Origin of the sequence: Massilibacteroides sp., assembly GCF_028705895.1 — a bacterium.
GTDB lineage: Bacteria > Bacteroidota > Bacteroidia > Bacteroidales > Tannerellaceae > Massilibacteroides.
Genome location: NZ_JAQWCQ010000001.1, coordinates 92,582 through 116,602, shown reverse-complemented (window position 1 = coordinate 116,602; position 24,021 = coordinate 92,582). Strand labels below are relative to the sequence as shown.

Below are 24,021 nucleotides of genomic sequence, written 5' to 3'. Positions count from 1 at the left end.
TTATCGTTTGATCAAGGTCTGAAACCAATGATCTCACGCACTTCGCGTAATGTCTTTGCTGCACTTTCGGCAGATTTTTCAGCACCTTCCCGGGCAATACGTTCAAGGAATGTATCATCAGCCAGGATATCGTTGATACGTTCACGAATCGGCTTACAGAACAAATTAATATCTTCTGCTAACTGCTTTTTCATATCTCCGTAACGGATTTCGCAAGCATTGTATTTTTCATTGAAGAAATTATACGTATCCGGAGTAGATACGATATCCATCATCATGAACAGGTTAGCTATTGGCTCCGGCTTCTCGCTATTCGGTTCGGTCGGGCCTGAATCAGTAACCGCTTTCATCACCTTGCTTTTGATTGTTTTCTCGTCGTCTATCAGGTAAATTGCATTGCCTTCACTTTTACCCATCTTTCCCGAACCGTCTAATCCCGGAACCTTTACCGCTTTTTCGCTCAAATGGAAAGAAGCGGGTTCAGGAAAATAGTCAACACCATATATATTATTAAAACGGCGGGCAAACTTACGTGCCATTTCCATGTTTTGTTCCTGGTCTTTACCAACGGGCACTTTCACCGCTTTGTGAATAATAATATCAGCCGCCATCAACGAAGGATAAGTCAGAAGTCCCGCATTTACATTATTAGGTTGTGAACGAACTTTATCTTTAAAAGAAGTTACGCGTTCTAATTCTCCCAGATAAGCATTCATATTCAGGTAGAGATAAAGCTCAGCCACTTCACGGACATCACTTTGGATATAAATTGTCGCTTTGTCCGGATCAATGCCACAAGCTAAGTATTCAGCAAGGATGGTCTTAACACTTTTACGGATATTATCAGGATGAGGATGTGTAGTCAATGAGTGCCAATCGGCGATAAAGAAAAAACAATTATACTCATGTTGCATCTGCAAAAAACTCTTTACCGCACCGAAGTAATTCCCCAAGTGCAGGTTACCCGTCGGACGGATACCACTAACTACTGTTTCCATAATTATCTGTTACTTATTTTATTTCGACGGGTGCAAAGATAATAATACAGATTAGTAACACCCAATTATCGAGACAAGAACTATAGGTTAATAACGAACCTTATTGCTTTATGGGCAAATCGTAAGATTTTGTGCGCCCTTTTCCTTTCAGAAGAATCTGATCAGCTGTTAATTCTAAAACGCCATAAGCATTTTCATTTTCCGTCTCTATCATACCTTCGGTTGTAATAAAAGGAATCTCTTTATAGGTACCGAAATCTCCCGGATGATGATGACCGCTTATCCCTGCTTTTACACAAGAGAAAGACGCAAGCACTTCAAGAATTTCAAGATCATTCAACGCTGTTAATCCCGAAGCCGCATACAATGGGTGATGCGAAAAGACGATCACATATTCTTTTTTCTTTTGCGCAGTCTCAAGTTCTTGTTTTAACCAATTCATTTGTTGCCGGCTTATTCCCCCATTATAAGATGCACCATTCTTCCTTCCTGTTTTGCGGATACGTTCCTGCATTTCGGTCAGTTCGGACTCTAATTCCGTACCTGCTACATTAGCATAAGAAGCAACTTCATTCGTATTCAGCATAATAAAACGCCAGCTTCCCTTCTTGAAAGAATAATAAGCGGACGGCATTCCAAGTTCTTTATACAAGGCATCATTATCAACAACACCATCATAATCGTGATTCCCCGTTGTATTATAAACCATCTTCTCCAAGTTTCCCAACCGGCTCAGGATAGCCCTCAGATTGTTTTCCGTATCCCGGTCAACCAAGTCGCCAAGATTAACCGTAAAATCAACATTTTCCCGGTTTATATCGTCAACAGCCGCTTCTAACTTCGGCAAAGAATTCCTATAAAAACGGCTTCCCCGCGTATCACAATCACAATACTGTATATCAGCAATCAAACCAATTCGTATCATTTGCGGTTTTTCAGTACAAGAAGAAATCAGCAAACCGAAAAGCAGAAGAGATAGTAGAGAAATTATTATTTGTTTTTTCATATACTTCAAAGGTTTATTAGTATTGCATTATTACCAACCCGGATCTTGAGTCAGATTCGGATTTAAAGTTAATTCATTTATTGGAAAAACCTTCAGACATACACCATAGCCTTGTCCCAATTCCCTATACCATATATACAAAAAATGAGTCAATGCGTGAGAATCTGCCGGACGTATCATCAGGTAAAATAAAAGACGGTTAGAAGTGGATAAAACAGGGTTAAATCGCCCCAAAAACAGCAAAACAAAACACGTTGATAATCAACGAATAAAATACCCCTAAAAATATAAAGGTTATAATTGGAAAAATATCCTTTATTTTTCCAATTATATCCTTTATTTTTTTTCGTCAAATACTATGCAAAAAAAGCCCGGAAACGACGAGGCTCCGGGCTTTTGTATTTGTCAAATAAAACTTATTTCTTTGGCTCTTCTTTTTTAGAGCAACAAGCTTTCTTATCTCCTTCTTTCTTGCAGCAATCTTTTTTATCTCCTTTCTTATCTGCGTCTTTTTTACAGCAAGCTTCTGTTTTTGCCTTGGTGTCAGCATCTTTCTTCTTATTGTCTTGCGCCATTACGCTAACTGATGTCATAAGTGCAAATGCCATAATGGCTGAAATCATTAACTTTTTCATCGTTTAATACCTGTTTAGTTGTTTTTATTAATCTGTCGTCACAAATATAACATGTGTAGTGATTTAATGGATGCTTCCTTTTTGTGAATAAAATTTAACGCGAACATAAAAAAGACAAATGCTGTAAGCCTTTGTGAATTACGTATTCCCGCTATTTTGCAACGTTCGGATTTATTGTACTTTTGCATTCCGAATTCAGAAAAAAGAAAAATGGGTATAGAACGCGGCTTGTTTAATCGTACCGAATTATTAGTGGGCAACACGGTGATGGATAGAATCGGTAATGCCAGAGTTGTTATTTTCGGTGTTGGCGGAGTTGGCAGTTGGTGCGCCGAAAGCCTGATACGATCAGGGATTCGTCATCTGACAATCGTCGATTCCGACAGGGTTTGTGTAACAAACATTAACCGGCAACTGATGGCTACGACGAAGACTGTCGGGCAGGTCAAGGTTGATGTCCTGAAAGCCCGTTTGATGGAAATTAATCCGAAAGCGGAGATTACGGCTCTTCAGCAAATCTACGAAGCCGATACCGCCGCTTCATTTCAGTTAGACTCCTACGATTATATTGTTGACGCGATCGACAGTTTGGAGAATAAAGCGGATTTGATACGCCGGGCTACCCGGACAAACGCCGTCTTTATTTCTTCTATGGGAGCTGCCTTAAAGTTAGATCCGTTGAAGATACAGGTTGCTGAATTCTGGAAGGTAAAGGGATGTCCGCTTGCGGCTGCTTTAAGGCGGAAGATGAAAAAAGGAGAAAAGCCGGCCAAAAAGTTCAAGTGTGTTTTCAGTGAGGAACTTTTAGAGAATAAAGGCTCAAATTCGTCTTGCGGCACAGAGAAATGCCTATGCCCCAAAACGAATAATGGGCCGGGAGATCCCGATTTAGTCAACCATGAATGGTGCAGTCTGAAAGCCCGGATTAACGGAACGATGGCACATACAACCGCTATTTTCGGATTTACACTTGCGGGACTTATCATGCAGGACTTATACGGAAAAGAGAATTAGGTGGTTTTTAAAAAGGCACCTGTATCGTATCTTTCCAAAGACCATAATCTTCAATCTCTAATTGCAATGTATTGTCTATGGTGTTCGGAGCATATAAGCTTCCGGTATAACGTGTGATGCGGTTTCTCATGACCGGAACGGAATGAAGGTCTATGGTATGCAAGGTGTCTTCCTGTGCATTGAGCGTAATTAGTTTGATTTTACTCAGAAAACTGGTGTCTCCTTGTAAAGGTTTGGGCACAAACGTATGGAACATATACAACGAATTATCTTCAGGTTCTGTTCCTCCTGCAATTACATATTCTTTACGTAATAATCTGGGAGTAACACCCTCACCCGTTTTTAAATCAGCTTGATTATATTGTTCTGCTATCTCCAACACAAATTTTGATGCATCGGCAGGCATTTTCTTAACACCCACCAATTCAACTCGTGAAACAATACGTTTCAAGACCATTTCTATCGGACTTCCATCGTTATTACGTTCGATGTTTACTTCTTCAAGTGCGTAGAAAGAATCGGAAACCTCTGTGGTAGTCAACAGATTACCGGTCAACGTTATATCAGATGCAGAATGAGCAAACAAAACGATGGTATATTCCCCCAGTTCGAGCTCGTCATATACATAATCCCCGAAGTCGTCCGAATTTTCATCAGTCAGCGTGTGATGTTTAACAATAGCTCCGCTCTCTTTATGATATACAATGTATTCTATCTTTGAAAACAACGCCGGATTTTCTTGTTCGGCAGCAGAACGCGGATCGGCAGGATTATATGATGGAATACTCTTTGTGGTGGTAAAAGGCAAGATGCTGATATCCTTTTTTAGCTCAATACAGATCTTGTGTAATTCGTGAACGGAGATGTTTTTTTCTTTTTCAGAACAGGAAAACAACAGAACAGCAGTCATAAGAATGCCTGCAATAATAAAACGTAAAATACTCATTTTTTCTTCGTTTGGTTTTGATTATAAAATATTCTTTCAGGGCACAAAGTAAATGTATCTTTTTCAATTTTTAAAATATTAAGAATAGAATCCCCCGCTGACAATACATTAATTATTAGATTTGTAAAAATCTGATTTTATTAACCAGCTAAAACACACGAATAACATGGCACGTCCTGTAACTTTGTATTCCCTACAATGGGGAGACCTTGATTTAGAAACCGTTTGTGAAAAGGCAAAGAGTTTTGGATATGACGGGCTTGAGCTCGGACTTCCTGACCACTTGGATATTCATAGTAAAGAACCGGCTTATTTTGATGACATAAAGGCTTTACTGAAAAAATACAATCTACAATTACATACCATATCCAGCCATCTGATCGGTCAGGCTGTTTGTGATATTATTGATGAACGACACAAGGCTATATTGCCCGATTATATTTATGGAGACGGAGATCCGGAAGGGGTTCGCCAACGTGCAGCGGCTGAGTTGATACGAACAGGAGAGGTTGCAGCTCAACTGGGATTGAAGACTGTCGTAGGATTTACCGGCAGTTCTATCTGGCATTATTTATACTCTTTCCCGCCTGTAACGGAAGGAATGGTGAACAGAGGTTTTGAAGATTTTGCAAAACGCTTTACTCCGATTTTAGATGCTTATCAGAAATTGGGCGTTCGTTTTGCTCTTGAGGTACATCCTACTGAAATAGCTTTTGACATCGTTACGGCGGAACGTGCATTGAAAGCGGTAAATTACCATCCGGCTTTCGGGTTTAATTACGATCCGAGTCATCTGGGATATCAGGGAGTAGATTATGTCGAATTTATTTACCGTTTTTCCGACCGGATATTCCATGTGCATATGAAAGATGTCTATTGGAGCGACACGCCCAAGGAAGCAGGGGTGTTTGGTGGTTACGTTACATTCGGTGATCCGCGTCGTTTCTGGAATTTCAGAAGCGTAGGTCGTGGACGGATTAATTTTGAAGAGATTATACGTGCTTTGAATACAATAAATTATCAAGGTCCTTTGTCTGTAGAATGGGAAGACAGTGCAATGGACAGGGAGCATGGGGCAAAAGAATCCTGCGAATTTGTAAAACGACTGGATTTTCGCCCTTCAGCCCATGCTTTTGACGCTTTTTTTGATAAAAAATAACTTAAACAAAACGCTAAAACAAAACAAAAAATGAAACAGAAATTCAGCTTATTATTTTCTCTGCTGCTCGTGGCAAGCATGGGAGTATCCGTATTCGCCCAAAAAACTCAATTGAAGTTTAACGGCAACAAAAAATTTAAGGTAGTACAGTTCACCGATCTGCATGTAAAATATCAGGACCCGAATTCGGCGATAGCTTTCGAACGCATTGATCAGGTGATTAAAGACGAAAAACCGGACATGATCATTCTGACAGGTGATATTATCTATAGCAAACCGGCTGTAGAGAATCTAAGGTCAGTATTGAAAGCAGTAGCAAGTCATGATATTCCGTTTTCAATTCTTTTCGGGAACCATGATGACGAGTTTGAAGTCAGCCGCGAAGAATTAATAAAAATTTCGGACGAATTTCCGAATAGTCTGACTGCAGATGAGCCGAACCTGTCGGGGGTAGGAAATTACATCTTAAAGGTAAAAGGTTCTTCGGGCTCTAAGGATGAAGCTGTTCTTTATTGCCTTGACTCACATGCTTATTCTACAATTGAAGGAGTGAAAGGATACGGATTCTTTAATTTTGATCAGATTAACTGGTATTTAAAACAAAGTGCGGAATTTACAAAAAACAATAACGGAACTCCATTACCTGCATTAGCCTTTTTCCATATACCGTTACCGGAATATGCACAGGCGGCATCTGATGAAGCAGCTCAGTTATATGGCATCCGTCGCGAAAAATCTTGTCCTCCTCAACTAAACACGGGTATGTTCACTGCAATGAAACAATCCGGAGACGTGATGGGAACGTTTGTCGGTCACGATCATAATAACGATTATGCCGTTAACTGGCATGGAATTATATTAGCCTATGGCCGTTATTCAGGAGGAGATACGGTATATAACGATCTTCCGAATGGAGCGCGCGTTATTGAATTAACAGAAGGAGAGCGTGGATTCCGTACCTGGATACGCACAGCTGCGGGCGTAACTCAGGAGACTACTTTTCCTAAGGATTATATAAAAAAGTAAAACAAGAAATTCAACCGTTGGTGGGCTCTGATTTATCGTTAACTTTGTAGCCTAACACAAACACAACGTAAGTATTACATGAAAAAGATTAGAGCAGCCATTGTCGGTTATGGAAATATTGGCCGATACGTACTTGAGGCATTAGAAGCCAGCGAAGATTTCGAAGTAGCGGGAGTTGTAAGACGCAACCCTCAGGATGTTCCGTTGGAGTTAAAACCGTATAAGGTAACAGATAAGATAACAGAACTTGATAAAGTTGATGTTGCAGTATTGGCCACTCCGACAAGACAAGTGGAAGCATTTGCAAAAGAAATGCTTGCTTTAGGCATAAATACGGTTGATAGTTTTGATATACATGGTGGTATCGTTGAGTTACGTCGTTCGTTGAATGAAGTAGCGAAAGCGCATAATGCCGTTTCTATCATTTCTGCCGGTTGGGATCCGGGAAGTGATTCTGTGGTTCGTGCTTTACTTGAAGCGATGGTTCCGAAAGGAATTACCTATACGAATTTCGGACCGGGAATGAGTATGGGACATACTGTTGCCGTAAAGGCGATTGAAGGAGTTAAGGCGGCTTTAAGTATGACTATACCTGTGGGTACAGGCATTCATCGTCGTATGGTATATATCGAAGTAAAAGAGGGTTATGACTTTAAACAGGTTGCTGCTGCAATTAAAGCGGACGACTATTTTGCGCATGATGAAACACATGTTATGCAGGTTGAGTCTGTTGATAATTTACTTGATATGGGACACGGCGTACATCTTACCCGTAAAGGAGTTTCAGGTAAGACACAGAACCAATTGGTCGATTTTAACATGAAGATCAATAATCCGGCATTGACTGCGCAAATATTAGTTGCAGTGGCTCGTGCCAGTATGAAACAAGCTCCAGGAGCTTATACGATGATAGAGATTCCGGTAATTGATATGCTCTTCGGAGATAAAGAAGTTTTAATTAAAAGATTAGTTTAACTATGTTATCATTCATCACATGGACTGTTGATCCGGCAATCTTTACCATCGGCTCTCGCGAGATACGTTGGTATGGATTAGCCTTTGCAGTCGGATTTGCTATCGGTTACTGGATTGTAGCCAAAATGTGGAAGAACGAAAAACTTCCTCCGGCTTGGTTGGATTCTCTTTTTATCTATACCATGCTGGGTACTGTAATAGGTGCTCGTTTAGGCCACTGCTTGTTTTATGCTCCGGAATATTATCTCGCAAACCCGATTGAGATACTGAAAGTATGGGAAGGAGGATTGGCCAGTCATGGAGGTACACTGGGGATTATCATCGGAACGTATTTCTACTCGAAACGGGTGACGCACAAGAGTATGATGTGGACATTCGACAAATTGGTGGTACCCACCGGACTTGTAGCAGCCATGATACGCCTCGGCAACCTGATGAATCACGAAGTATATGGACACCCTACGGACAAACCGTGGGGTTTTCGGTTTATTGAAAACCTGCATGCGTGGAAACAAGGAGCTGAACCGATCTTTTCTGCGCCGAGTCACCCGACACAATTATACGAAGCGGGATGTTATCTTATAACATTTGCTATATGTATGTGGTTATATTTTAAGAAAGATGCATATAAGAAGGAAGGACTTATATTCGGAGTTTTTATGTTAGGAATTTTTGTTAGCCGTTTCTTCATTGAATATCTGAAAAACGACCAGGAAGCTTTTGAAGCGAATATGACTCTGAATATGGGACAATTGCTGAGTATTCCTTTTGTACTGTTAGGATGCTGGAGTATTTGGCGGGCACTCAAGACAAAATAATAATTAGTTATATATGTATAAGTTAAAAGAAATAGCAGACAGCATTTATTATGTAGGAGTAAATGATCGCCAGAAAGCAGCGTTCGAAAATCTTTGGCCTTTGCCCTATGGTGTTACTTACAACTCTTACTTGATTGTAGATGAAAAAAGTGTACTCGTAGATACGGTAGATGTATGCTATTCCGATGTGTTTCTGAAAAAAGTGGCGGATGCATTGAACGGACGTCCGCTGGATTATTTGATCGTAAATCACATGGAACCGGATCACGCAGGGAGTATTCGCCTGTTACGTCAGCAATATCCGGACGTGCAAATAGTCGGTAACAAGACGACATTCAACATGTTGCAAGGTTATCATGGCATTACAACCGGTTTGTACGAAGTAAAAGAAGGCTCTGTATTGAATACCGGGAAGCATGAATTTGTTTTCTACATGGCTCCGATGGTTCACTGGCCGGAGGTTATGTTTGCCTACGAAACAACAGAGAAGATTTTATTCTCTGCTGATGCTTTCGGTACTTTCGGCACTTTAGACGGAGGGGTAATTGACTCAGAAATAAACCTGACGCACCATTGGGACGAAATGTGCCGTTATTATGCTTGTATCGTAGGGAAATACGGAAATCCGGTACAACGCGCGTTGCAGAAATTAAGCAAGATAGAAGTAAAGACGATTTGTTCTACGCATGGCCCCGTATGGCGTGAACATGTAAAAGAGGCCATTGGTACATATGATCGTTTAAGCCGTTATGAAGGAGAAGAAGGAGTAACGATGATTTACGGCAGTATGTATGGTAATACCGAACAGATGGCGGAAACAATCGCCTTTGCTCTTTCCGAGAATGGTATTAAAAACATTGTCTTACACAATGTCAGCAAGAGTAGTGGTTCTGAAATACTACGCGACGTATTCAAATATAAAGGGTTAATAATTGGTTCACCAACTTATTCTAATCAGGTATTTCCGGAAATCGAATCGATTTTGGACAAGATTGAAATTCGTGAAGTAAAGAATCGCGTGTATAGTTATTTCGGTTCATTTACCTGGTCTGGCGCTGCTGTAAAGAAATTAGCTGCTTTTGGCGAGAAAATGGGTTGGGAAACAACCGGAATACCTGTTGAACAAAAGCATGCGCTTGCCGAAGCAAATTATGAAGCTTGTCTTGAATTAGGAAAAGCCGTAGCCGAAAAAGTAAAAGGGAATTAATTTTATCAACAAAAAACACAAATACTATGAGATTGATCATTGAGCCGGACTATGGGCAAATATCTGCCTGGGCAGGTAATTACGTAGCGGCAAAAATAAACAAAGCAAATCCTACCGCAGAAAAACCTTTTGTACTTGGTTTACCGACAGGTTCATCTCCTTTAGGAATGTACAAACGCCTGATCGAATTAAATAAACAAGGTAAAGTATCGTTTAAGAATGTGATCACATTCAATATGGATGAATATGTTGGGTTGCCGAAAGATCATCCGCAGAGTTATCACACGTTTATGTGGACCAACTTCTTTAATCATGTGGATATCAATCCGGCCAATGTGAATATTCTGAACGGAAACGCACCGGATCTTGCGGCTGAATGTGCTGCTTACGAAGCAAAAATGAAAGCTGCCGGAGGGGTGGATCTGTTCCTTGGAGGTATTGGACCTGACGGACATATTGCCTTTAACGAACCCGGATCTTCATTGTCTTCACGTACCAGAGTTAAGACATTAACCGCTGATACGATTATTGCGAATTCTCGCTTTTTTGACAATGATATAAATAAAGTACCTAAAACTTCTGTAACCGTTGGTGTAGGAACAATACTCGATGCAAAAGAAGTGTTGATCATGGTAAACGGACACGGAAAGGCACGTGCATTGCAACAGGCTGTAGAAGGAGCCGTAAACCAAATGTGGACAATAACAGCCCTTCAGTTGCACGAGAAAGGCATCATCGTTTGCGATGAGGCTGCTTGTGCCGAACTAAAAGTAGGTACTTACAATTATTTCAAAGATATTGAAGGAGCTAATCTCTGCCCGGATAGTTTATTGAAATAAAGGAATAATATTGAGTATAATGCAAAAAGGCCGCTCTATCGCAGAGGGGCCTTTTTAGAATGTGTATTTATCAACAAATCTTAAAGAGTAATCGGGCTCCCGTTATAAAAGTCCAGGATTTTTGCCCGAAATATAAAGTTATATTTTGCTTGTGCTTGTTCTGCGAGACTCTGCGCATATTTTGTTTTTGCTTCGTTAAATTCATAGACAGAGCTTTTTCCTGTTTTATACTTCTCTTCTGCATATGAAAGAGCTTCTTTACCGGCATCAACAGCCTTTCCTGCGGCTATATACTTTTCTTGTGAAGCTGTAGCGTTATGATACGCTTGTTGGATTTCTTTATAAAGTACCTTCTTGCTGTTCTCTAATGCCAACTCTCTGTTAATGATATTAATTCTTGCGCTGCGAACACTGTTGCGTACCTGAAAACGATTGAAAATAGGGATTGAAAGGCTAAACCCGATCGTTTTCCGTTCGTTTTGTTTTAACTGATCATTAAACGGTACGTTTGTTACATCATCACCACTATAATGATAATATCCGTTACTATAACTTGCGTTAAGATTAAGCTTAGGCAAATAACCGGCCTGAGCAATCTTCAATGTTTTTTTACTGCTTTCTAATAGATACTCCTGAGATTTAATCTGAGGTTTAACAGCTACGGCACTTTCATATACATTGGTCGGAGGTAGAATGCTACTGATGTATTTTTCAACCGCATCATCTATTGTAGGTGCTTCGATATCGAAATAAGATGTCTCCCGTTCGAGTTCTAATCCCTGAGCAAGATCCAGTAAAGCCAGATTTACATTATTCCGGGCTTCCACTAACGTCGCTTCTTCCTTTGCTAATTGAGCCTTTATATCGTATAAATTAGATAGAGGAACACGACCGGCTTTTACTAATTCTTCAGTACGTACTACCTGACGAGAAGTAAGATCGAGCTGTAGTTCAGCAACGGTCAGCATTTCTTTATTATAAAGAACCTGCAAGAAATAAGATGCAACTCCAATAGCCAGATCTTCTTTCGCTTTATTCAGCGTTTCTGTTGCCGCTTGCAGGTCTAATTTACGTGCCGCTATATCGTTCCTGATCTTAAAGCCATCAAATATCGGCATGCTTATTCCAATATAAGCAGAAGAGTTTGACGAATTTCGATCCACAATCGTTCCGTCTTTGGATGGAGACCGACCGAAGTCAAAATTCTGCCCTAATGAAGCATTCAGATCAGGCAACCAGCTGTTTTTACTCGTATTCAGATCTACCTCGCTTGCAGCCCGCTGTTGTTCCTGTTGCTTTAAATCAATATTATTAGCAATCGCATGATTGATGCATTCTTCTAATGTCCATTTTTTTACGCTTTCCTGCGCTCCTACGTTCCAGGAAAGCAGGAGAGCGGGAAGGATATATACTATTTTTTTCATCTTACGCTGATTCTGATTGGTTATTATTTTTTGTTCGGATCAATTGCTGAACCACGTATCTTATCTGCAGAAGTAAGTCCTTCTAAAATCTCAATTTTTATCCCATCAGACAAGCCTGTCTTAATGTATTTCTTTTCAAATTTCTGCTCCGGTGTTTCTTGTGTAACAAGTTGTACAAAGGCAGAATCTCCGGAAAATTCCACACAGTTTTCAGGGATAGCTAATACATCGTAAGCTTGTTTCAGTACAATTTCTGCATTCGCGCTATATCCTGCACGAATAAATGTTTCATCCGGAATAGTAACAGCTGCTTTGATCTCGAACTGAATTGCTCCGTTCTTTTCGACTCCTTTAGGCGACACATATTCAAGCACAGCATCGAATGTGGCACTTTCCATTGCCCCGATCGTCAGTTTGATCGGCATACCTTCGTGGATACGACCAATCTCAGTTTCATCTACATTTCCTCTGAAGATCATGTCGTTCATATTGGCGACTGTCGCAATCGTCGTTCCATCATTAAAGTTATTTGACTGGATCACGGAGTTTCCAACCTTCACCGGCACATCAAGAATCATACCTGTGATCGTACTTCGTATCTGAGTAGTACTGGCCACTTTTGAGTTTTTCGCAATACCGTCGCGGATAATTTCCAATGCACTCTGCGCGTTATCACGTTCTTCTTTTGCTTTTAGAAAGCTGGCCTTTGACGTTTCAAAATCTTCTCTTGAAACCACTCCGCTATTAAATAATTGTTCATCACGCTGGTAAACTTCTTCTACTTGTTTAAGCGATATATTAGCAATATTAACGCGAGACTCGGCACTGTTCAATTGCACCATTTCCGGAATAACCTTAATACGTGCTATAATCTCTCCTTCTTTGATCATCTGTCCGGCTTCCTTAGTCAGTTCAGATATAATACCTGAAATCTGAGGTTTGATAAGCACTTCATAACGAGGTTCAACATTTCCTGTTGCCACTGTCTTGGTTTTTATCGTATCATTAGCCGGGGTAACAACCTCATAGACCGTTATTACGGGTTGAGCCTTTTTCCACAAGAAATAGAATGTTCCGATTACTGCCGCTCCTACGAGAACAAGTAACACGATACGTAGGATTTTCTTTACGATGCGATTCTTCATGATGATGTATCTGTTTTATTTATTATTTTCTATATTTTAATTATTCTTCTCTGATTGCGTCGATGGCTTTGATCTGCATAGCTCTCCAGGCAGGGATAAGTCCGGCTAAAAGACCACTTATCAAAAGAATAATAGTGGCTGCTATAGCTGTATCAATACTCACTCCCGGATTACGGAAGAACGTACCTCCTGATTCCGCTTGTGCCGAAAGAACTTTATCTACCATGTCTAAGATAAAGACCCCCAAACTCAGTCCCATCAATCCGGCCAATGCCGTAAGTAAAAGGCTTTCGCTCATAACCTGAGAGATTATATTCCAGGGCTTTGCTCCTAACGCCCGACGGACACCGATTTCTTTTGTTCGCTCTTTTACGGTTACCATCATAATGTTACTTACTCCGATTATTCCCGCTAACAAAGTTCCCATACCGACAAGCCATACAAGGATATCTATTCCCGTAAACAACATATCGAAAGTAGCAAACTGTGCTGCCAGATTCACAACACCAATGGCCTGTGGATCGGATGGCGCAATTTCATTATTGGATTTAACCAAGGCTGTGCACTCATCTATCACTTGCTTCACGTTGTATTCACGCTTAATGCTCATGCAGAGGAAATGAAGGATATCCCCCTGATTTAAGGTCTGCTGCATAGTAGAAAACGGAACAAAGACACATTCTGTCGAACGCCCGCCAATACTAATGTTACCCTTCGCTTCAACAACCCCGATCACCTGATAATAAATTCCATTAGCACGAATATATTCACCGCAAGAATTTGCTCCGTTAAACAACACGTTATTTATATCTGATCCGATAAGACATACTTTTCTTTTAGAAATCTGGTCTATTTCGTTGAATAAACGTCCGTAATGTATTTTCTGGCTCTCAATATTAAAGTACTCAGGATATACCCCTTTAACCGTATAGGTGCCTGTTTTCTGTCCGAAGACAACATTTTTTTCCGATCTGTTTCCCCAAATGATAGGAGAAAGATATTCAATTCCGGGAATATTCTTTTTCATTCCTTCCACATCCCTGTTTCTGAGGTCCCAGAATCTCCCTTTGTTAAACCCCTTATAGGCTTCACTGGTACGATCAGACCACATAAACACAGAATTTGTAGCAAATCCGTCTAATCCGGCAAACATACCGTTTTTCATACCCGTACCTGAACCGAGCAAGAGAACCAACATCAGGATACCCCAAAATACCCCAAAGCAAGTCAGAATACTGCGTGTTTTATTGCGGGTGATGGTTACCCATATTTCTACCCACCTATCTGCATCAAACATATTCGTAGTTCGTTTTTTCTGTTTTTATTCATACCTCATGGCTTCTACAGCCGATACTTTGACGGCCTTACGCGCCGGGAAATAACCCGCAAGTACACCTGCAATAATGATTAACAAAGTGGCTGAGATCGAAATCCCAAGACTTACCGTCGGATTTCGGAAAATAGATGTATTCTCACCCATATTTCCTCCGGTAGAAGCACCTGCCTGCGACATCTCCATACCATAATTTATAATTTCTGTTAACCCGATACCACCAAGCATCCCGACATACCCAAATACAGCAGTAACCATAATCGATTCGAAGATTATCAGTTGAAGGATAGAAGATGGTTTAGCTCCTATCGCTTTGCGGATGCCAAATTCACGTGTACGCTCTCTGACGGTTATCAACATGATATTACTTACGCCCACAATTCCAGCCATCAAAGTTCCGATACCGACAATCCACACAAAAAATGTAATCCCGTTCATCATTCCATTCATCATCCGAAATTCATTGGCAGTACTCCACATGCCGATTGCATTCTTGTCCGCAGGATCAAATCGATGCCTTTTAGCCATTGACGCTCTGAATCTATCTTCAAAAGCTTTATTATCTTCTTCGGTCAGCACTCCTTTTACTGTAAACATCAAGTTACTTAACCCATATCCTTTATTATATAAAAGCTGTCCTGTAGAGAATGGAATATATGCGGGAGAGTCATTACTTTTATCTTCATCATGATAAACACCGACAACCTGAAACATTCCCGCACCTATTTTCACGTATTGTCCTAACGGGCTTATCTCACGGAAAAGAACTTCTGCCATACGGGGACTGATTACGATTACTTTCCGTCTTCCATAAATATCCAGATCATTCAGGAAACGTCCGTTGCCTGCATTCATTGTTATGAAATTAATTTTTGCATGTGCAGGAAATACACCATTCAGACTACCTGTAACATATTCTTCGCCAAAGCTGATCGTATCTGATCTATAAATAGTGGCCGATTTCAAGTCTATCTCAGGATGTTCATTACTAATCGCGGCTAAATCCTCTTCTGTGAATTGAATCCTACGGTTAGTTGGCAGTCCGTCATAAGGCAGGGTGGTATAGCGAGCCCATACATTTACTTTGTTATCTGCCATATTCCGGAAATTATACATGATACCATTGCGCAATCCATTACTTGCACCAAGCAATACGATCAGCATAAAAATCCCCCAAGCAACGGAAAAACCCGTCAGAAATGTCCTGAGTTTGTTTTTCTTTATCGTACTCCAGATTTCACGTGTATTCTCAAAATCAAACATAGAGCGCTTGTTCTTCGTTTTCAATTATTCCGTCTTTCACCCGAATGATCCTATCGGTAGCATCTGCAACGGATTGTTCGTGCGTAACAATAATCATGGTCATTCCCTCCTTGTTTACTTTACGAAGAAGTTCCATTACCTCTACAGTGGTCACACTATCTAAGGCTCCGGTAGGTTCATCGGCCAGAATCACACGTGGCTGGGCAATTAAAGCGCGCGCAATTGCAACCCGCTGTTTTTGTCCTCCGGACATTTCACTGGGCATATGATGCGCCCAATCCTTTAGTCCTACCATCTCTAAATAGTCCAGTGCCATCTGGTTTCTTTTCTTACGTTTTATACCTTGATAATAGAGTGGAAGTGCAACATTTTCCATGGCATTCTTGAAAGAGATCAGATTAAAAGACTGAAAAATAAACCCGATCATTTTATTTCTGAACTCAGCAGCGCGACTTTCACTTAAATCTTGAATAAGATGTCCGTCAAGCGTGTAAGTTCCCGTATCATAAGTATCGAGGATTCCTAATATATTTAATAATGTAGATTTTCCGGAACCGGAGGCTCCCATAATAGAAACCATTTCTCCTGTTTTTATATCTAAGTCGATTCCTTTGAGTACATGCAATGGAGCTCCATTGAAATACGTTTTGTTAATCCCTCTTAATTGAATCATTCTAATATCGTATTTAAGCTTTTATATAATAAGACGCAAACAATGCAAGAAATGTTACAGCAAATAGTCACTTTTTTATTCTCAGAACAAAAGTATGCAAAAACACAATACCTTGCATAACAAGGTAGTTTATTTACAAAATATTAACAAAAATAAAATTGACGTTTATCCAAGGAGTTATTTATGCGTCTTTTGGAACATTTTCTGCGAAATCGAGAGCATTATTGTTTGAAAAATAGAATGAATCTTTGTAATGGAAAGATATAACAATAACTTTTTTTTATAGTTTGGTAATTAGTCTGTGGTAATGAAAAAAAGAAAGGTGTCGTGAGACACCTTCTTTTTTTATTTTTATTTGCTCCAATTTCTTGGGGCAGGTACCTTATGTAAAGGTTTACGGGTCTTGACGTCTTTCATCACTTCTTCAATAGCCCGGTTCAACTGTTCGTCTTCTCCGTTCCATTCTTTGATAGGATCATTATCAATATAGATATCCGGATCTACTCCGTGGTTTTCAATAATCCATTCTCCTGTTTTGGCATCAAAACTGGTAAAGAAAGGTACACGGATATCTGTTCCGTCCATGTAGGGAAGTGGCCCGCTTATACCAACGATTCCTCCCCAAGTACGTGTTCCGATTAACTTACCCAAGCCTAATGCTTTGAATCCCCAAGGGAATAAATCACCGTCTGAAGCTGAATATTTATTAATCAGACAAACTTTCGGACCAACTTGAACAGCATCCGGCACTGTACCGATACGACTTGAACCACGACGCATAGTCAGACGATACGGTTCGCGGGCTAAGCGTTCGAGAATCATTGGCGATACGTTTCCTCCGCCATTGGCACGATCATCAATTATCAAGCCTTCCTTATCTAATTGCGGATAGAAATAACGGGAAAATTCGTTCAGTCCTTCTACCCCCATATCCGGTATATAGATATAACCGACTTTTCCGTCCGTAGCTTCGTCCACTTTACGGATATTATTTTGCACCCAGTTGTAGTGATATAAAGAGTATTCTTCTTCAAGGGGACTGATTACAATTTTTCTTGCACCTGCCGTTTGGGGTTTAGAGTTTAATAGAATTTCAGTTGGCACATTGGCTTTACCTACTAATAATGAATACAGGTCTTTCACTGTATTAGTCGGCACTCCGTCGATAGCGACAATATACTCACCTACTTTAGCATCAATGCCGGCTTCGGTCAACGGAGAGCGTAAATCTTTACTCCAGGACGCGCCTTGCAAGATTTTCTCTAAGCGGAAAAAGCCACTTTTATCGCGTGATATTTCTGCCCCCAACAAACCGGTAGCGATACGTTCCGGACGCTCGGTTTCCCCCGGATTTGCATAAGCATGACCACAATTTAATTCTGAGATCATTTCGCCAATCACGTAATTCAGGTCTAAACGCGTCTTCACATACGGCAGCAATACACTGTATTTCTGTTTTATTGCTTTCCAATCCAGTCCATGCATATTATCAACATAAAATCCATCACGGAAAGCACGCCAAACTTCATCAAATATCTGAGGCCATTCCTGAGTAAAGTCAACCGATATCTTCATATTTGAAAGATCCACAGCATCCTCTAAATTAGCTTTTCCAGAAGGAATATCAGTTACATAGAATGATTTACCTTTTAGGAACACGGCTTTCTTGCTTCCTGGTTCAACTCCCATATACACACCTTCTGCAACAATTTCTTCTTTTTGCTTTTTCAGGTCGTAAACACGAGTTGCCCCCCTACCCCAATAATATACTTTGGAACCATCCGAATAGAAATTTCCATAACGGGAAGGATCGATGGGTAATTTAACAATACGTTCACTCAGTCCTTCCGGATCAATCTTTACTGTTGAAGCAGCTGATTTAGCAGCAGCATCTTTTTTATCTGTATCATTTTTCCCCGCATCCCCTTTTTTATCTTCGTTTTTCGACGCAGTTTTAACGACTGCATCTTCCTGTAAGAAGGGAGAAGGAGTGTCTTTAGTTAATAAGGCCAGATAAACACCATTCATATTATTATATACGTGATTCCATTCAAGAGAACCATACGTCGGATTAAAATCTCTTGCAGAGGTAAAAATAAGATACTTACCATCTGTACTGAAAACAGGAGAATAGGAAGCATACCATTTGTCTGTTACCGGATATTCTTTCTTTGCTGCGATATCGTAAACATAAACAATATTGTAATCGTTTTCTGCAATACGAGAATAGGTTAACCATTTATTATCCGGAGAGAACGTTACATCTCTTATTTCACCAAGAGGATCTTTTAAAACCGTAGCGACCTGTTTCGTAGCAACAGTCAATAAGTTAATCCGATTTTCGCGATCTGTATATACAATTGTAGCAGCATCCGGACTCCATTCAAACGAGCGGATATAGGTGTCATTATTTTTAGTGATCTGTACAGGTTCACCCCCTTCGGCGGGTTGCAGATAAAGTTCAGTTTCGCCTGTTGCATCTGAGATATAAGCGATATATTTACCATCAGGCGACCATTGTGCTTCCCTGTCATGAGCGCCGGGCGAACGTGTAATATTTTTGGTAACGCCTTTATCTGCTGCCAGATTGAACACTTCACCTCGTGCAGTCACAACCAATCTTTCGCCTCCAGGTGAAAGACTGATATTGGTTATATAGTCAACTCCATTTTTAATGGCATTGCGGGCATACACATTATCGGATGTCAGACGGATATTTACTTTTTCGGGCTTCTTGGCAGTTACATCTAATTTGTAGATATATCCCCCATTTTCAAAAACAATCGTATTTCCGTTCGCACTTGGAAATTTCACATCATAGTCCGTAAAGTTTGTTACTTTGGATGTTTGTTTCGTTTTGGTGTTGTACACGAAAATATTCATAGTACGGTCACGATCTGAGATAAAGAATATTTCATCCCCAATCCACATCGGCATGATATCCTGCGCATTGTTTTCCGTAATATTTTCAACCGTTTTCTTTGCCGGGTCATATATCCATACATCATCGGCCATCCCCCCTTTGTAATATTTCCAGGTACGGAATTCACGCATTACGCGATTATAAGCTAAACGTTTCCCATCCGGCGAGTAGCAACAGAAACCACCTTCCGGAAGCGGAATAGCTTCAGACAATCCGCCTTCATTTTCTACCGTATATAATTTACCAGTAAACCCATCACTGATTCTGTTACGATATACAATACGTTGTCCGTCAGGAGTCCAACCCATCACGATATTATTCGGCCCCATGCGATCACCAAGATCATCACGACGATTGGTCGCCGTATAAGTTATCCGCAAGGGTTCGCCACCTGTTGAAGGGATAGTAAACACTTCTGTATTTCCGTCATACTGCCCTGTAAAAGCAATCGTTTTGCCATCCGGAGAAAAACGCGGGAACATTTCATAACCAACATGTGAGGTTAATCGTTTTGCTTCACCACCATTCACGGATACTTGATACAAATCTCCTCCAAAGGAAAAGACAATCTCACTCCCGTTCGTTGACGGAAAGCGCAAAAGACGCGCTTCCTCTGAGGCAAACGTCAGAAAAGGAGCTACTGTAAAAAGACATAAATTGAGGATTAATTTTTTAATCATATTGAATTCTTTTAGTTCTATACAAATGTAGAAGAAAATCCAACTTTTTCCAAAGAGGAATAACGAAGATTCCTTTTTATAAATAGTTTAATTTTTCAGTAAGACAAGTAAAGAAAAATTTCAAGGAGCTTGGTTTTAAAAGTTGAGGCGCCTGGAAACATAAGTTGAGGCTCTTCGACACGTTTGTTGAGGCGCCTTAAAATTTCACAATACTCTATATTTGGCGCATGAGAATAAAAAAACATGATTATAAGCCTTATTTAAAGGGTTTGAGCAAGTAATGTAGTAGTGTTTTTTTAGGATGAAATGTCTTTTACGCGTTTCTTTGCAGCCAAATAATGTGAATCTAAATTAGTATGATAAACGGAATCGACAGCCAAATGACAAGTTCATTTGCAAAAATGGGAATAGATCGTCGTCACTTTCTGAAAGCAATGGCGGCGGCGGGAGTCTTAACATTGCTTCCATCGAATGATGCAAAAGCTTTTTCAAGCAAAGCGAAAGGTAAAATAGTAGTCGTTGGCGGAGGTGCTGCAGGTATAAGTATGGCTGCTCGTCTTCAGCGTTGGTTAGACGAACCGGATATTACCCTGATCGACCCGAGTGACCGACAGTTTTATCAACCGGGCTTTACTTTAATTGCATCAGGTGTATATACTCCGGATGAAGTATGGAAAGAACAGAAAAACTGTATTCCCAAAGGAGTTAAGTGGGTTAAAGATTCTGTGAAAGCGATTGATCCGGTGATGAATCAGGTTTCTACGAACAAAAACGGCTCTTTATCTTACGATTTTCTTGTTCTGACGCCGGGTTTGCAGATCAATAATATTGAAGGTATTACAAGGGAGACTTTAGGCGAGGGCAACGCACATACAATCTATGATTTTGAGGGAGCGCAGAAGACATGGAAAGCTATGCAGGAGTTTGTCAGAAAAGGGGGACGTGGTATTTTCACGGATACGTTTACCAAACACAAATGTGGCGGGGCTCCTAAAAAGATATGCTTACTGACCGAACATCAGGCAAGAAAACAGAAGAAGAGAGAGAATCTTCAATTAGATTTCTTTACCGCATCTAAGCAGCTTTACGATGTGCCCTTATATACTCCGCGTCTGTTGGAAATTTACAAGGAGCGTAATATCCCTATCAATTTGCTGACGAGGGTAAAAGGAATAGATACATTAAGTAAAACGGTACATTTTGAAAAGATAGAAACCGTAGGGGAAGAAAAGAGATATACTCCGTTTACAGAAAGTTATGATTTTCTACACTTCACGCCTCCTATGACGGCTCCTGACTTTACGCGCGAGTCGAGTCTTTGCAATACGGATGACATGAGCGAACCTCAGGCATGGATCACAGTTGATAAACATACAATGGTGCATACCAAGTATTCAAATATTGTTTCGCTCGGCGACTGTGCAAACATGCCTACCAGCAAGACTTCAGCTGCTATTCGTAAACAAGTTCCCTTAGCTGCGAAAAACCTGATCTCGTTAATGGAAGGAAAAGAGCCTGTTGAAAAATACAACGGATATGCAGCCTGCCCTATCGTAACTGACTACGGACATGTATTATTGTGCGAGTTTGATTACGATAAGAAACAGGATTCTACATTTCCATTCTCGTTATTAGACGTATCTAAGGAGCAATGGGCGGCTTGGTTGTTGAAGGTATATATCCTCAAACCGCTATATTTCTACGGTATGCTCAATGGACGCGCCTGAGTTAGTCTTCTAACGCATGAAAATAACGAAGTGTATATTCCGGGAATAGTTCCGGATGGAATATTCTGGCAAGATCGGCCAATAAATAGTCCGGATGAAGAGGAGTCTCTTCGTAGTAAGGAACTTTTGCCGAATTAGACGCATATACGGATCGTTTCTTAAAGGCATCGAAATTCTCATAGGGTGTATACTCCCCGCGAAGGCCTGCATAAGTCAGGTCTTTCGCGTCGTGGTATTTAATCAGCCAGAAGTCTGCATGAATTGCCTGATCAAGTATCGCTTCGAAAGACATCGGTACACTTCCTGCGCCTTCCGTATCTTTAAAGATATAGTCGCCTCCCGCATCAGCATATAGTTGTGCCATATAACTTTCCCCGGCAGGAACAAACCACGTTGCGCCATACCGTTTCTCAGGAAGAACGGTAGGCTTAGTCTTTATATCAGCCACCTTCTCTTTCAAGGCGACATATCGACTCTCTGTTTCTTTAAAAAGAGAATCTGCCAGTTCTACCTTATCAAACAGAAGTCCATAAAAACGAATCCATTCGGCACGTCCCAAAGGTGAATTTTCCATATAGTCCGCCCCTTCAATAATAGGAATACCCAATTTCTCTACCGCTCCATAACTCATATTCTGGAATGGCGATGTAATTATCACTTCCGTATTAATATCAACTATCCGCTCAACATTGGGGGAAACCGACTCACCTAAATCTGCGATCCTTCCGTTCGTTATTCCTTCATGTATGGCAGGTGTATTCATGTATTGCGGTTCACAAACGCCTATCACCCGGTCAATTTCACCTAACAGGTCAATAAAGGCAATATGAACGGCACTATATACCGCAAGATTTTGTACAGGGACCCGAACAATCCTACCCTCCGGCAAGCCCGCAGGAACAGGTTGATTTCTATCAACTAAAATATAACGTTGTAAAATCGTAGCGGTATCCCATGGATTAATAATCTCCGCAACTGTATAATTATCAAACGCTGAAACAGTGAAGCCGGTAGCATAACGGATTGAATCCAGAGATGTCACTTCTCCAACCGTTTTCCCCTGTTTCCCTCCACATGAAAAGAGAAGAATGGAGAGAAACAGCGTAATTATTGATGGATATTTTTTCATTCAAGGATCGTTAAGAAGCGTGAACATACCGGATTATACCCGGAAAGTTCTACTTTATTCACTAAGTCACCCTCCGGAGAAACAATATAGACATCACCAGTATTCGTAGCCAAGCCTGCAGTAATATAAATTTGCTCAGTTACAGGATCTACATCTAAATACGTAGGGTAGTTTATTTCCACAGAAGAATTGACAAATTCTTTTTCTTCCATCGTCTCTGTTTCTACGTTATATTTTAAATATTTCGCATCTATGGGAGACCAAGTTTCAGAATCTGTTTTTGCAGAAATGATATATAAATAATCTCCGGCCAACGTCATAGAAACATATTCGTCTTCACAAATCACTTTAGTTTCTCCGGTTTTCGTATCTAATTTCTGTACGGTTTGTTTTATGTCAGCATAATTTCCGGCAGACATCACATAGAGATTTCCATTTTTATCCGCCTGCATCCAACGCGGAGCAACAATAACTTCAAAATCTTTCGTTTTTGTAAAGGTAGTAAGATCAACTTCTGCAACCTTTGTCATCGGAGTCATATATCCCGATACGGCAGTATATAATTTATCACCTACTATACTCAACTGCTCTGCGCCAAGACCGACTTCAACCTGTCCTTCAACTTCCAGGCTTGTTGTATCTATTTTCACCACATAACCATCATATGTCGTCACATACACCTTACCTTTATGAGGTTGCGCAAAACGTGGTTGCTGAGGCTGTTCATCTCTCGTAAGTGAAATAGTTTGAAGTGAACCGGCTTCCAGGTCCGTTATTTCAATAGTACTTGAAACATTAACAACAATATACATCTTTGAACCATAAACTAACAAATCATTTGCGGTATCGCCTAACCCTCTACCGTTGGAAGTATTAAACACCTTCTTAGTTAGTTCATTTGTTTCCGGATTATAATAATCAAGTGTAGAATTATTTTGTCCATACGAACCATTGTTCAGAATATAAACACCTGAAGTCGTTAATTCCGGATCAGGATTTATGTCCGGATCGTCATCATCATCACTACATGAGACAAACAAAAAAGGAGACACAAAAAAAATTGCTAATAATAAAAAATAAATTTTCTTTTTCATTTTCTTT

General features: G+C 40.4%; 21 protein-coding genes. 8 read left to right on the top strand and 13 right to left on the bottom strand.

Annotated features, from left to right (window positions below; all coding sequences use genetic code 11):
- Window positions 1-11: 11 nt before the first annotated feature.
- From trpS to PHT93_RS00445, 4 genes are all read right to left on the bottom strand, one after another.
- Window positions 12-998: a tryptophan--tRNA ligase gene (trpS, locus tag PHT93_RS00460; protein WP_300238169.1), complete on the bottom strand. Its 987-nt coding sequence runs from the start codon at window positions 996-998 to the stop codon at window positions 12-14.
- A 100-nt stretch (window positions 999-1,098) separates the two neighbouring features.
- Window positions 1,099-2,004, bottom strand: coding sequence for a metallophosphoesterase (locus PHT93_RS00455; protein WP_300238168.1), 906 nt, complete (start codon window positions 2,002-2,004; stop codon window positions 1,099-1,101).
- Window positions 2,005-2,034: 30 nt separating this feature from the next.
- On the bottom strand, window positions 2,035-2,238 hold the full coding sequence (locus PHT93_RS00450) for a hypothetical protein (protein ID WP_300238167.1): 204 nt from the start codon (window positions 2,236-2,238) through the stop codon (window positions 2,035-2,037).
- A gap of 182 nt (window positions 2,239-2,420) precedes the next feature.
- On the bottom strand, window positions 2,421-2,639 hold the full coding sequence (locus tag PHT93_RS00445) for a hypothetical protein (protein WP_300238166.1): 219 nt from the start codon (window positions 2,637-2,639) through the stop codon (window positions 2,421-2,423).
- 210 nt (window positions 2,640-2,849) lie between these two features.
- On the opposite strand from PHT93_RS00445, the gene PHT93_RS00440 reads away from it, so the two are divergent.
- On the top strand, window positions 2,850-3,653 hold the full coding sequence (locus PHT93_RS00440; protein WP_300238165.1) for a tRNA threonylcarbamoyladenosine dehydratase: 804 nt from the start codon (window positions 2,850-2,852) through the stop codon (window positions 3,651-3,653).
- Between the two features lie 7 nt (window positions 3,654-3,660).
- On the opposite strand, the gene PHT93_RS00435 is transcribed toward PHT93_RS00440, so the two are convergent.
- Window positions 3,661-4,599, bottom strand: coding sequence for a hypothetical protein (locus PHT93_RS00435; protein WP_300238164.1), 939 nt, complete (start codon window positions 4,597-4,599; stop codon window positions 3,661-3,663).
- Between the two features lie 166 nt (window positions 4,600-4,765).
- On the opposite strand from PHT93_RS00435, the gene PHT93_RS00430 reads away from it, so the two are divergent.
- From PHT93_RS00430 to nagB, 6 genes are all read left to right on the top strand, one after another.
- Window positions 4,766-5,758 carry a sugar phosphate isomerase/epimerase family protein gene (locus PHT93_RS00430; protein WP_300238163.1) on the top strand — a complete coding sequence of 331 codons (993 nt, stop codon included), beginning with the start codon at window positions 4,766-4,768 and terminating at the stop codon, window positions 5,756-5,758.
- A 30-nt stretch (window positions 5,759-5,788) separates the two neighbouring features.
- Complete coding sequence (locus PHT93_RS00425; protein ID WP_300238162.1) at window positions 5,789-6,784, top strand: metallophosphoesterase family protein; 996 nt, start codon at window positions 5,789-5,791, stop codon at window positions 6,782-6,784.
- Between the two features lie 78 nt (window positions 6,785-6,862).
- Window positions 6,863-7,759 carry a diaminopimelate dehydrogenase gene (locus PHT93_RS00420; protein ID WP_300238161.1) on the top strand — a complete coding sequence of 299 codons (897 nt, stop codon included), beginning with the start codon at window positions 6,863-6,865 and terminating at the stop codon, window positions 7,757-7,759.
- Between the two features lie 2 nt (window positions 7,760-7,761).
- The gene (gene lgt, locus PHT93_RS00415; RefSeq protein ID WP_300238160.1) at window positions 7,762-8,577 is read left to right on the top strand and encodes a prolipoprotein diacylglyceryl transferase; all 816 of its coding nucleotides are present in this window, start codon (window positions 7,762-7,764) and stop codon (window positions 8,575-8,577) included.
- Between the two features lie 13 nt (window positions 8,578-8,590).
- Window positions 8,591-9,784, top strand: coding sequence for an FprA family A-type flavoprotein (locus PHT93_RS00410; protein WP_300238159.1), 1,194 nt, complete (start codon window positions 8,591-8,593; stop codon window positions 9,782-9,784).
- 26 nt (window positions 9,785-9,810) lie between these two features.
- The gene (gene nagB, locus PHT93_RS00405) at window positions 9,811-10,623 is read left to right on the top strand and encodes a glucosamine-6-phosphate deaminase (RefSeq protein ID WP_300238158.1); all 813 of its coding nucleotides are present in this window, start codon (window positions 9,811-9,813) and stop codon (window positions 10,621-10,623) included.
- 80 nt (window positions 10,624-10,703) lie between these two features.
- Here the strand turns inward: nagB and PHT93_RS00400 are convergent, their stop codons facing one another.
- From PHT93_RS00400 to PHT93_RS00375, 6 genes are all read right to left on the bottom strand, one after another.
- Window positions 10,704-12,047 (bottom strand): TolC family protein, encoded by a 1,344-nt coding sequence (locus PHT93_RS00400; protein ID WP_300238157.1) that lies wholly within the window; start codon window positions 12,045-12,047, stop codon window positions 10,704-10,706.
- A gap of 23 nt (window positions 12,048-12,070) precedes the next feature.
- Window positions 12,071-13,192 carry an efflux RND transporter periplasmic adaptor subunit gene (locus tag PHT93_RS00395; protein ID WP_300238156.1) on the bottom strand — a complete coding sequence of 374 codons (1,122 nt, stop codon included), beginning with the start codon at window positions 13,190-13,192 and terminating at the stop codon, window positions 12,071-12,073.
- Window positions 13,193-13,232: 40 nt separating this feature from the next.
- On the bottom strand, window positions 13,233-14,489 hold the full coding sequence (locus PHT93_RS00390) for an ABC transporter permease (protein WP_300238155.1): 1,257 nt from the start codon (window positions 14,487-14,489) through the stop codon (window positions 13,233-13,235).
- Between the two features lie 24 nt (window positions 14,490-14,513).
- Window positions 14,514-15,788: an ABC transporter permease gene (locus tag PHT93_RS00385; protein WP_300238154.1), complete on the bottom strand. Its 1,275-nt coding sequence runs from the start codon at window positions 15,786-15,788 to the stop codon at window positions 14,514-14,516.
- Window positions 15,781-16,461 (bottom strand): ABC transporter ATP-binding protein, encoded by a 681-nt coding sequence (locus PHT93_RS00380; protein WP_300238153.1) that lies wholly within the window; start codon window positions 16,459-16,461, stop codon window positions 15,781-15,783. The genes PHT93_RS00385 and PHT93_RS00380 overlap by 8 nt, the downstream gene beginning before the upstream one ends.
- A gap of 351 nt (window positions 16,462-16,812) precedes the next feature.
- Entirely contained in the window at window positions 16,813-20,064 is a 3,252-nt protein-coding gene (locus PHT93_RS00375; protein ID WP_300238152.1) for a S41 family peptidase, read from the bottom strand.
- A gap of 356 nt (window positions 20,065-20,420) precedes the next feature.
- On the opposite strand from PHT93_RS00375, the gene PHT93_RS00370 reads away from it, so the two are divergent.
- Complete coding sequence (locus PHT93_RS00370) at window positions 20,421-21,791, top strand: FAD-dependent oxidoreductase (protein WP_300238151.1); 1,371 nt, start codon at window positions 20,421-20,423, stop codon at window positions 21,789-21,791.
- 1 nt (window position 21,792) lies between these two features.
- Here the strand turns inward: PHT93_RS00370 and PHT93_RS00365 are convergent, their stop codons facing one another.
- Window positions 21,793-22,920: an ABC transporter substrate-binding protein gene (locus PHT93_RS00365; RefSeq protein ID WP_300238150.1), complete on the bottom strand. Its 1,128-nt coding sequence runs from the start codon at window positions 22,918-22,920 to the stop codon at window positions 21,793-21,795.
- On the bottom strand, window positions 22,917-24,014 hold the full coding sequence (locus tag PHT93_RS00360; RefSeq protein WP_300238149.1) for a DUF5074 domain-containing protein: 1,098 nt from the start codon (window positions 24,012-24,014) through the stop codon (window positions 22,917-22,919). Before PHT93_RS00360 ends, PHT93_RS00365 begins: the two co-directional genes overlap by 4 nt.
- Window positions 24,015-24,021 lie beyond the last annotated feature (7 nt).